Source organism: Treponema primitia ZAS-1 (assembly GCF_000297095.1).
Taxonomy (GTDB): domain Bacteria; phylum Spirochaetota; class Spirochaetia; order Treponematales; family Breznakiellaceae; genus Termitinema; species Termitinema primitia_A.
In genome coordinates this window covers 72,384-81,973 of the sequence record NZ_AEEA01000057.1, presented here as the reverse complement: position 1 = coordinate 81,973, position 9,590 = coordinate 72,384, and the positions used below count along the sequence as shown (strand labels likewise).

Genomic DNA, 9,590 nt, shown 5'->3' with positions numbered 1-9,590 from the left:
GGGAACCGGAAAGGCAGGTATCAATGATCATGCCATAGGCGGCCATAAGTTCCTTGGCGACCCGCAGATTGGTGGCGATATCGTCAACAATTAACACCCCTATGGAGGGGGCGGTAAACTCCGCCCGGTGATGATCCCGGGCTAAGGATCGTCCGATGGAAGTACCGTTTAACACATTAGCCATGGTGATGGAATAAATTGGCATGAGTATGCAGTTGATATCCCGGTAGGCGGTGCCTTCCCCCTTTTCCACCATGATCACCAAATGGGGAGGGGAGGGGTTTTTCCCCACCGCGGCCACGGAATCGGCGGCATATCGTGAGGATACAAAGGCAAAGTCGTTTTTTCCTTCTTCAAGCTCCCGTATAAAAACTTCCGGGGTTTCGGCGCGCCGGGGTGATACGTCAAGCTCTTCCAGGGCGGCGTTTAAAAACCGGTAAAAGCGGGGTCGTTCCTCCAGGATCAGCACACCCTTTGCAGGCGGCTGTGTAAGGGCGGCTGTTTTTTTCAGGTCCGTAAAGCCCTGTGCAATCCTGGCGGTAAAGGTGGAACCATTACCGTAGCTGCTTTCCACGGTGATGTCCCCCTCCATGGCCTTGCAGAGATTAAGGACAATGGGAAGGCCGAGGCCGGTGCCCTCAATCCCCTGGTTGTGGGAAAGGTCCAGCCGGGTAAATTCGGTAAACAGTTTTTTAAGATCCGCTTCCTTTATGCCGATCCCGCTGTCGCTCACCCCAATTTCCAGCTCCAGTTTTCCTTCGCCGATTATTTTTGACTTGATGGTCAGGGCTACAAATCCTTCTTTGGTGTATTTAGCCGCATTATTAAGCAGGTTGAGCAGGATCTGCCGTATCCTGACCTCGTCTCCAAAAAGCCGGGCCGGGATGGCGCTATCGGTATTAACAAAAAAATCAACCGGCCTATCGGCAAAGCGGATATGGATCATGTTGATCACATCGTTTATCAGGGATGAAAAATAGTAGAACTTCGGTTCCAGCTTCATCTGACCGGATTCAATTTTTGAAAGATCAAGAATATCGTTGATAATCGCCAGCAGGGAGGTTCCCGCCTGATTGATGATTGAAATATATTCGTAAATATCAGCGGGAGGATCCTTGCGCATGATAAGCTCGGACATACCAAGGATGGAGTTCATCGGTGTCCGGATCTCGTGGCTCATCTTCGCCAAAAAACTGGATTTACTCCTGTTTTCCGTTTCGGATTTGATCTTTTCCCTATTAAGGCGGATCAAAAGGTAACTTATTAAAGATACCAGGATGATCCCCTGGGCGGAAAGCACGAGGGACATATACCATAGACCTCTGTAGTAACTTCCCAGGGGAGTTGCCAGGCCCACATACCAGCCGTTAAAAAGCTGTTTGTAATAGGTCACCATGATTTTGTTTCCCCGGCCCAGTACCTGCACCGCAGCGGTATCTTTTTCCTCGGAGCGCAGTATATCCGTTATTTTTTTGTGGTTCCGGCTGAACTGCCCCATGTATTCACCTATCCGTGTCGGATCGGGGTGGATGATAAAGGCAAGGTCCTGGTTCAGCATCATGCCATACCCTCCTGCGGCAATGCTCAGGTTCTCCACATACTCGGCGATATTTTTGATGGATATCTCCATGGCGATAACGCCGTAGAATTCCCCCTCCGGGTCATAGAGGCTCTTTGATACGGAAATAACCCTTTCCCCGGTGACCGTATTGGTGTAGAGGGCGGTGAAGGCGGTCTTGTAAGGATTTTCCCGGGCCGCAATATACCAGGGCCTTTCCTGGGGTACATAGGAATCCGGCGCCTCCCAGCCGTAGCTGCTTACAAATTGGCCCCGGAAGTATCCGTAGAGATCGAGAAATCCCGAAGAGTAGCAGACGCTGCCGTCTGCTTCGCCTATCCATTTGGCATATTCCCGGAGAAAATCCTGAATACCTTCCTTCTGTCCGGGAAAAAGCCGGTTCCGAATCAGGTAGGAAGCTTCCGTCATGATCAGTTCGGATTCCTGCAGGGTGGCGTAGAGCCGCAGCTCCGCCGTCTCCAGGGCCCCCGCAGCGGCGGTGTCAATCTGTTTTTCCAGAATATTGCGGACAAAGAAATAACTCACCAGCACCATCAGGAAAAAGGCGGAAAAAACAAAGGCAAGTTGTACCCCAACCCGGTTGGTCTTCATGATAAATTGATAGTAAAGCTGTCCTTAAGCGGGCAGATCCCTTTCTTTTCCCTGCGGGTCTACAAAATGCAGTGCCTGGGCGGGCAGTCTGAGTTGTGTATAAATCCCCAAAAAAACATCCGTGATATTGGGATCAAAATGGCGCTCCCGTTCACCCCCGATTATCTTGGCCGCCTCGTCCGGTGAAAAGGCCTTTTTATAGGGCCGCTGTGAGACCAGGGCGTCGTAGACATCCACAATGGCCATGAGCCTGCCCTGGAGGGGAATATTCTCCCCCGCAAGACCGCGGGGATACCCCGACCCGTCCCATTTTTCATGGTGGGAACCGGCCATAATCCGGGCATGGGTCAGAAAGACCGTTTCCTTGACGCCTTCCTGTATTTTTTCAATGATCTTTTCGCCAAAGGTGGTGTGTTTTTTCATCTCCTCAAATTCTTCTTCATTCAGTCCGGCAGTTTTTTGAAGGATTGAATCCCGGATGGCGATCTTCCCCACATCGTGCAGCTGGGCGGACTGGAAAAAAAATTCCAGGTTCCAACTTTCAAGCTCAGCGGTGTAGACCTTTTTTCTCCGCATTTCCTCTGTCAGGATGCGCAGAAAATATTCGGTCCGTTCCACATGTTCCCCCGTAACATCATCCCTCCATTCAACCAGGTTACTTATGGTTTTCAGGATGCCGCGCTGCAGGTTCAGCACCGTACCGGTTTTTTCGTCCACCAGATGCTGGAGATTGTCGTTTAAATACTGAAGTTCCCATTTTTGCGATTCCACCAGCATATGTACGTCCACCCGTTTAATAAGCAGGGGCGGAGAAAAGGGTTTGGCGATATAATCTATCGCTCCCAGATTAAAGCCCTCCAGTTCGCTTCCCGGATCGGATTTGGAGGTTAAAAATATAACCGGTATATCCTTTGTTTTTTCATTTTTCTTTAAAACGATGATAGCCTCGTAACCGCTGAGATCCGGCATCAGTATATCCAAGAGGATTAGGTCAACCGGATTGGATTCCAGGAAAAGAAACATTTTTTCAGCGCTGGGAACGGTAAATACATCGTACTTGTTCATTAGGGTATTACGCGCCATTTTCAGATTGACCTGATTATCGTCAACCAGGAGAACTCTCTTGCGGATGCTTTCCATGGTAAATTCCTTTATACGATCCACGAAATACGGGGATTGATAATTTTTTATATATCTATGATATAAAAATAAGTTTTTTTGAGTTATCCGTGTAGAAGTATTTTCTGTTTTTTATGATGGACTTTAGATTTTTATTCTGTTTAGTACCATACGGTACCGGTGGGACCTAAGCCTTTACATAACAGGGCGTAATACTATACCATATTTAGAATGAAAACAATAGCTATTAACGGCAGCCCCCGCAAGGGCTGGAACACCCATATTTTGGTGGAGGAAGCCCTGAAGGGCGCTGCCTCCAAAGGCTCTGAGACGGAACTGGTCAACCTGTACGACCTGAACTTTAAGGGCTGTATCAGCTGCTTTGCCTGTAAACAACGGGGCGGCAAGAGCCTGGGCCGTTGCGCCGCCGGGGACGATTTAAAGCCGGTTCTGGACCGTATTCATACCTGCGATGCCCTTATCATCGGTTCCCCTATCTATATTTCTGAGGTCACCGCCGCCGTTCGGGCCCTTTTCGAACGGCTCACCTTCCAGTACATCACCTACAGCAAGGACAGAAAAACTTTTTTTACCCGCCGGGTCCCCACCGCCCTGATCTATACCATGAACGTAAGCGAATCGGCCATAGAATCCATGGGGTATGCGGAAAAATTCAAGTTTTATGAGGATCGCTTTAACCAGATCATCGGCCCGGCAAAAACCCTGGTCTCCACCGAAACATGGCAAACCACGGACTACTCCAAGTACGAGATGACCATGTTCGACGGCGAGGCCCGGAAAAAACGCCGGGACGAGATTTTCCCCCAGGATAAGCAAAAGGCCTTTGAACTTGGAGCGGGGCTGATCTAGTGTTCTGTTCTAATTATTGAATGTATACATTATTCTTGGAGAAGTTTATGCCCAAAAAGATCGTTTTTATCATCACCATAGCCATGGACCCTGGAAAAGATCCGCGGTGGACGACGGAAAGATCCAGCAGGAAAGCGCCGCCAAGGTTCAGGAGATTGTAGCGGAGTCCCTAGAAGATATGGTTACCGAAGTGTAGGTGCGAAATTCTATTTGGGTATTTATTTTGGTAATTCAATCGGAAAAAAGCCGATGGAACCGCCTCCGTTGGAGGAGGTTGAAGGCGACCCCATCGGCTAGAACATTTTTAGATTAGAAACTCCACTTGAAATCTGCGTAGATAACCTGGAAGTCGTTATCGATATCCGCCTTTTCCTTAACGATATTGTAGACATACCCCAGTTCAACGTAGGTATTTTTATCCACATTGTATTTTATCGAAGGCTGCAGGGTAATCACCGAATCTTCGCTGCTATAACTATTGGCAAAGGTGGTCCGGCGGTGGTATTTGAATTTGTTAGCCCCGGTAAGGGGCGTACCGCCGGACACATAGCTCCCCGCAAGCTGGGGGACAAAGGCGCCTATGGTATAGCTTACCCAGGGGGTAAGCCGTAAAAAGGGATCATCCTGACCCGTTACGCTTGAAAACGCTTCCTGCGCATGAAGGCCGAAATCCAATTTTTCTACATTATAGGCAAGGGTTTCGTATATGCTGGTTATCCCATTATCGCTAAAGGTATCGTCGAGCTTATCGAATCCCGCTTCAACCACCGCCTTTAAACCCGGTACAGCCAGGATTTGCAGACCCAGGATTGCTTTAGCAGTATCCGCACCGGTGGTATAGGATACGGCCTCTACTACTGGGGTACCAGGTGCTATGGGACCTACCTCATAGTAGGATTTAGTCCGGTAGCTTGCGGTTACCTTAAACACATTGTCCTGTTGATAGGCAAGGCTGGCGGTATACCTGCCGCTTTCAAGATCCGGCGCCGTGGTGAGGGCATTTACCACATCCCAGCCCCCCACATAGGCTCCCAAACCGATCTGTAAGCCCGCAAGGGGGCTCAGTACCGCCAAAATCCCGGTTCCTTCGCCGGCGTCATCGTTGAGTATCCATCCGCCGCTGTTAAAAACGGTGTTAAACACAATACCCGCATTGACCGTGAGGATATCCCCCACCTTAAACCACCCGTAAAAGTAGGGCAGCCGGAAAGCGTTTGTAATCTGGGGTTCAAAGCGGAGGTTCGCCCCAGCGGTGTTCGCCTCGTTGGTAAAGGCGCCGTCCAGCCGGAACCGGTAATTCCACTGTTCCGCATCCGCCGCAAAGGCAGTCAGCTTCGGATCATCCAGTTCATCCGCCACTATCACCCCCAGGCCGCTGTTTACATACCCATTCCATTTTACCTCTTGGGCAAAAAGCCCGCCTGCGGCGATCAAACCTGTGGCTAAGAGAACCGTAAAAACACCGAGAAACTTTTTCATGATCCACCTCTTTTTTTATTATTCATAGGTATTTACTAATAATAGTAATACCATGTAATTAATAGGAATTTAGTGAAACCATAAGAGGATGTCAAGGGGAAAAACGCTTTTTTTTGCTAAAATGAAAAATAATCGTTTGTGGAAGGCATATCACCGCTACAGCCCAATCGCCTCCAGTATGGTCCGTTTATACCCGGCGAATTCCGTGGATGTGGGGAAGCCGTGGGAACGGGGGCGGGGGGGCAGGATATCCAGGCAGTGGGTTATCCGGCCGGGTTTGCCGTTGAGGATATAGACCCGGTCCGAGAGGGCTACCGCCTCCTCCACATCGTGGGTGATAAAGAGGGTGGAGAGGCCCATTTCGGCGGCAATATCCTGGTACCAGGTCTGCATTTTAAGCCGGGTGATGGCGTCCAGGGATGAAAAGGGTTCGTCCAGGAGTATCACCGGGTTCTTCATCATACAGGTACGGAGCAGGGCCGCCCGCTGGCGCATACCCCCGGACAGTTCCCGGGGGTATTTATCCTCGTAGCCCCCAATACCGAAGTGGGGGAAGAAGGAGGCCGCCTGGGAGCGGGCTTCCTTTCGGGGCGTTCCCCGGATAACCAGGGGGAGGATCACGTTGTCCAGGACGGTGCGGAATTCCAGGAGCAGGTCCTTCTGGAGCATATAGCTTACCCTGCCGGAAACGCCGGTGATGTCCTCCCCGTCAAGGAGTACCCGGCCCGTGTCGGGACGGTCCACGCCGGCAAGGACATTGAAGAGGGTGGTCTTTCCCACCCCGGAAGGGCCCAGGAGGGACACAAAGCCCCCCTGGGGCAGTTCCAGGTCTATATCCTGAACCACTGCCTCCCGGTTATACCGCTTGACGATCCCCTGGCAGGAAAAAAGCATACCCAGCCTCAGGGTAAATACTGGTTGGTAAAGCCCTGGTTCCGTATGTCCTTTCCCAGGAGCCCCTTGTCAAACATCCAGCCGTAGAAGGCGGCCCAGCGCTTAGGGTCTATTTCGCCCCACCGGGGGGCATCCGCCTGATACCGGCTCGCCAGGTATTCCTGGCTGCTGATGACCAGGTCCCGGTCAAGTTCCGGAGCGTGTTTCAGGAGTATAGCCCCGGCATCGGCGGGGTTTTCTATGGCGAAGGTATAGCCCCGGCTCGTTGCCCGGAGGAATTTTTTTACCTCATCCGGTTTGGCCGCGGCGTACTTGTCGTTGGTCACCAGGACCGGGGTGTAAAAATCAAAGTTTGAATTAATTTGTCCCAGATCCAGATAGTTAATACCCACCCCGTTGATCTCCGCGGCGATACCGTCCCAGGCGTAGTATATCCAAATGGCGTCCACATCGGTTGCCAGGGCAGAGAAGGCGTCGGTGGCAAAGTTCGGGATCATTTTAATGGAACCGAAGTCCCCGCCGTCATCCTCCACGATGGTGCGGATAATCTCCGTTACCAGGGGAGTCTCCCAGGAGGCGTACCGCTTCCCCGACAGGTCCCGTGGCGACAGGATGCCCGCCTGTTTCAGGGATATGATGCCGCTGGTGTTGTGACTGATGATAGCCGCCACTGCGGTCACCGGCAGGGGGGCGCTGTCCTGGGCAAGGGCCGGTCCCAGGGACTCCTGGAAGCCCACGGCGAATTCGGCGTTCCCCGCAGCCACCAGTACCATGGCGCCGTCCTCCGGCGGCTGCAGTATTTCTACCTCCAGCCCTTCTTCCTTGTAGTAGCCCTTCTCAAGGGCGACGTAGAGCCCGGTATGGTTCGTGTTTGGGGTCCAGTCCAGTATCACCCGGACCGTTCCGGGGGTCTGCTTTCTTCCGCATCCCGCCAAGGCAAGGACCACGAGGACAAGCACAATTGCAGATAATTTGTTTTTCATTTTAACTCCTATAAAATTTTATTACTAATACTACGTGGTTTATATTACGTTTCTATCCACTATCCCCCTTTCGCCAGGGGGTAGTCAACTTTTCCAGTTCCCCCACCAGCTTCATCAGGACAAGGCTTAAGACCGCTACCAGCAGTATTACTGCGAACATCCGGTCAAAGGAGTAGGACTTCCGCACCCTGGTCATGTAGACCCCCAGCCCCGCGCTGCCACCCAGCCACTCAGAGATCACCGCCCCGATGATGGAGTAGGAAGCGGAAATCCTCAGCCCTGAAAAGAAGGAGGGCAGGGCCTGGGGCAGCTTGATGTACCGGTAGATCTGACGCCGCTTTGCCCCCATGGACTGGAGGAGCCGGATGGCGTCAGCGTCCGCCTGGGCAAAGCCCCCCAGGAGACCTATGGTCAGGGGGAAAAAGCAGGTCAGGAAGATCAGGGTGATCTTCGGGGCTACGCCGTAGCCCATCCAGAGTACCAAGAGGGGGGCTATGGCGATGGTGGGCAGGGTCTGGGTCAGGAGCAGCACCGGGGTAACGGATTTTTTGAGGAACGCGTTGGCGTCCATGATCAGGGCCAGAAAAAAAGCCCCGGCTATGGACAGCAGCAGCCCCAGCAGCGCCTCAAAGAGGGTGGTCCCCAGGTGCCCCATGAGCAGGGGGAAATCCCCGATAAAGGCAAGGCCCACCCGGACCGGGCTGGGGAGCATATAGGGGGGGATAAGCCCCGCCATGGCAACCCCCTGCCAGATCAGGATCAGGACAATAATGAATATACCTGCGGACCAATTCCCCGGATGGCTCTTAGCCATGGTGCTTGGTTACCTTCTTATCGATGCTCCAGACCCCGGCGGTGGGGTTGTAGGCGGTTTTAATGTAGGCGGAAACGCTTTCCGCCCCCTCCCGGATGCAGATAAGCTGGCATTCCTTGGCTATCTCCATCAGTTTATCGAAATCCCCCTCCACGGTGGTCTCGAAGGGCCCTACAAAGGTGGTGAGCCCCGTGCCCTTGATATAGGCGATGACCTTATCCACAATGCGGATCACCTCATCCCCCGGTTGTTTGACCGCCGCCCCGATTTTGGGCAGCACCTGAATCGCAATACTTGCCTTAGGCTGTTCCATCACAGACCTCCTTAAAAAAATAACGCCCCCGGGAATACCGCGGGGGCGTTTAACAAATATTGCTATTAAACATGCTCCCTCCGCCGGCATTATCCGGATCAGGTTAAAGGGTTTAAAGCGTTACGCCGCTTACTCTCAGCCGGAACTTTGGAACCTTTGGTTCCCGGAACTTTCAGTTCCTTCCAGCACCCCTGTAATTGTGAATTAAATCTAGCGGTATTTGAGGAATGTGTCAAGCGGCATATACCTTGAGCCGCCGCAGGTATGGTATACCCCAAGTATGGACCACAAATAAACCCAAAGTACCGGGGGAGGCTTTTCCCCCGGTACTTTGGAAATCCTGCTCTGAATGCATCGGCTTTTTAGAAATTATATCATGGGGTGGGAATTTTAGGAGTCAAGGTGAAACGGGGGCATCCAAGGCGCCCCCGCTGTCGGTTATTTTTACTCGTCCGTATCGGTAATATTGTTTGTATTCGCATTGTCGCTGCTGCTGCTATTCTGTACCTGAATATTTATTACCTGACTGGAAGTGCCGCTGTCTGCGGAAGAATCGTTTTTATCGTTATCAGATGCTCCTGTTGCAATCTCTGTCAGAACCAGCATGGCTCTGGAGCCCCGTCCTTCAATGGTCGATAAAAAGGCGACTGTTTTTGCCTTAGGGTTAATTAACAGCATTTGGCTCTGCCGTTTATTGATCTTTACATAAATATTATGATTTCCGGTTGGTACTGCAAATGTCTTTTGCTCGCCATCTTTTACGATATCCCGTTTCAGGCCGTCAATATAAACTTCCATGTTTTTGTATGGGTCAATAGCTGAACTTGCCCTTCTGATGGCAATAACCGTTTGTTCTCCAATCGGAGCGGGCGGCGGCGGCGCTGAACCGCAGGCTACAACAAATAACGCAACCAATACCGTTAAAAAAAATAGGCCAAGTTTTTTCAT

At 51.7% G+C, this 9,590-nt stretch carries 10 protein-coding genes and 1 riboswitch; of the genes, 2 read left to right on the top strand and 8 right to left on the bottom strand.

Annotation, left to right across the window (positions count from 1 at the left end; genetic code table 11):
• Both TPRIMZ1_RS18825 and TPRIMZ1_RS0110765 read right to left on the bottom strand, forming a co-directional pair.
• Positions 1-2,170 (bottom strand): ATP-binding protein (locus TPRIMZ1_RS18825; protein ID WP_010259260.1); only part of this gene is annotated, 2,170 nt, incomplete at its 3' end.
• A 24-nt stretch (positions 2,171-2,194) separates the two neighbouring features.
• Positions 2,195-3,310: an HD domain-containing phosphohydrolase gene (locus TPRIMZ1_RS0110765; protein ID WP_010259257.1), complete on the bottom strand. Its 1,116-nt coding sequence runs from the start codon at positions 3,308-3,310 to the stop codon at positions 2,195-2,197.
• Between the two features lie 210 nt (positions 3,311-3,520).
• On the opposite strand from TPRIMZ1_RS0110765, the gene TPRIMZ1_RS0110760 reads away from it, so the two are divergent.
• Together TPRIMZ1_RS0110760 and TPRIMZ1_RS0110755 are read left to right on the top strand one after the other, a co-directional pair.
• A complete protein-coding gene (locus TPRIMZ1_RS0110760; protein WP_010259255.1) occupies positions 3,521-4,159 on the top strand; it encodes a flavodoxin family protein in 639 nt (212 codons plus the stop codon).
• A gap of 16 nt (positions 4,160-4,175) precedes the next feature.
• Positions 4,176-4,355 (top strand): hypothetical protein, encoded by a 180-nt coding sequence (locus tag TPRIMZ1_RS0110755; RefSeq protein WP_026043671.1) that lies wholly within the window; start codon positions 4,176-4,178, stop codon positions 4,353-4,355.
• A gap of 113 nt (positions 4,356-4,468) precedes the next feature.
• On the opposite strand, the gene TPRIMZ1_RS0110750 is transcribed toward TPRIMZ1_RS0110755, so the two are convergent.
• The 6 genes from TPRIMZ1_RS0110750 to TPRIMZ1_RS0110725 form a co-directional block, all read right to left on the bottom strand.
• Complete coding sequence (locus tag TPRIMZ1_RS0110750) at positions 4,469-5,638, bottom strand: hypothetical protein (RefSeq protein WP_010259253.1); 1,170 nt, start codon at positions 5,636-5,638, stop codon at positions 4,469-4,471.
• A 156-nt stretch (positions 5,639-5,794) separates the two neighbouring features.
• A complete protein-coding gene (locus TPRIMZ1_RS0110745) occupies positions 5,795-6,532 on the bottom strand; it encodes an ABC transporter ATP-binding protein (RefSeq protein ID WP_010259250.1) in 738 nt (245 codons plus the stop codon).
• Between the two features lie 8 nt (positions 6,533-6,540).
• Entirely contained in the window at positions 6,541-7,515 is a 975-nt protein-coding gene (locus TPRIMZ1_RS0110740; RefSeq protein WP_010259248.1) for an ABC transporter substrate-binding protein, read from the bottom strand.
• A gap of 52 nt (positions 7,516-7,567) precedes the next feature.
• Positions 7,568-8,329, bottom strand: a complete 762-nt coding sequence (locus TPRIMZ1_RS0110735; RefSeq protein ID WP_010259246.1) for an ABC transporter permease — start codon at positions 8,327-8,329, stop codon at positions 7,568-7,570.
• Positions 8,322-8,642, bottom strand: coding sequence for a thiamine-binding protein (locus tag TPRIMZ1_RS0110730; protein ID WP_010259244.1), 321 nt, complete (start codon positions 8,640-8,642; stop codon positions 8,322-8,324). Before TPRIMZ1_RS0110730 ends, TPRIMZ1_RS0110735 begins: the two co-directional genes overlap by 8 nt.
• 58 nt (positions 8,643-8,700) lie before the next feature.
• Positions 8,701-8,845: riboswitch (TPP riboswitch) on the bottom strand.
• Positions 8,846-9,086: 241 nt separating this feature from the next.
• Positions 9,087-9,590 carry a hypothetical protein gene (locus TPRIMZ1_RS0110725; protein ID WP_010259242.1) on the bottom strand — a complete coding sequence of 168 codons (504 nt, stop codon included), beginning with the start codon at positions 9,588-9,590 and terminating at the stop codon, positions 9,087-9,089.

Coding starts and splice junctions, on each gene's coding strand:
- TPRIMZ1_RS0110740 (WP_010259248.1), bottom strand. CDS start 7,515: ATGAAAAACAAATTATCTGCAATTGTGCTTGTCCTCGTGGTCCTTGCC.
- TPRIMZ1_RS0110760 (WP_010259255.1), top strand. CDS start 3,521: ATGAAAACAATAGCTATTAACGGCAGCCCCCGCAAGGGCTGGAACACC.
- TPRIMZ1_RS0110735 (WP_010259246.1), bottom strand. CDS start 8,329: ATGGCTAAGAGCCATCCGGGGAATTGGTCCGCAGGTATATTCATTATT.
- TPRIMZ1_RS0110730 (WP_010259244.1), bottom strand. CDS start 8,642: ATGGAACAGCCTAAGGCAAGTATTGCGATTCAGGTGCTGCCCAAAATC.
- TPRIMZ1_RS0110750 (WP_010259253.1), bottom strand. CDS start 5,638: ATGAAAAAGTTTCTCGGTGTTTTTACGGTTCTCTTAGCCACAGGTTTG.
- TPRIMZ1_RS0110725 (WP_010259242.1), bottom strand. CDS start 9,590: ATGAAAAAACTTGGCCTATTTTTTTTAACGGTATTGGTTGCGTTATTT.
- TPRIMZ1_RS0110765 (WP_010259257.1), bottom strand. CDS start 3,310: ATGGAAAGCATCCGCAAGAGAGTTCTCCTGGTTGACGATAATCAGGTC.
- TPRIMZ1_RS0110745 (WP_010259250.1), bottom strand. CDS start 6,532: ATGCTTTTTTCCTGCCAGGGGATCGTCAAGCGGTATAACCGGGAGGCA.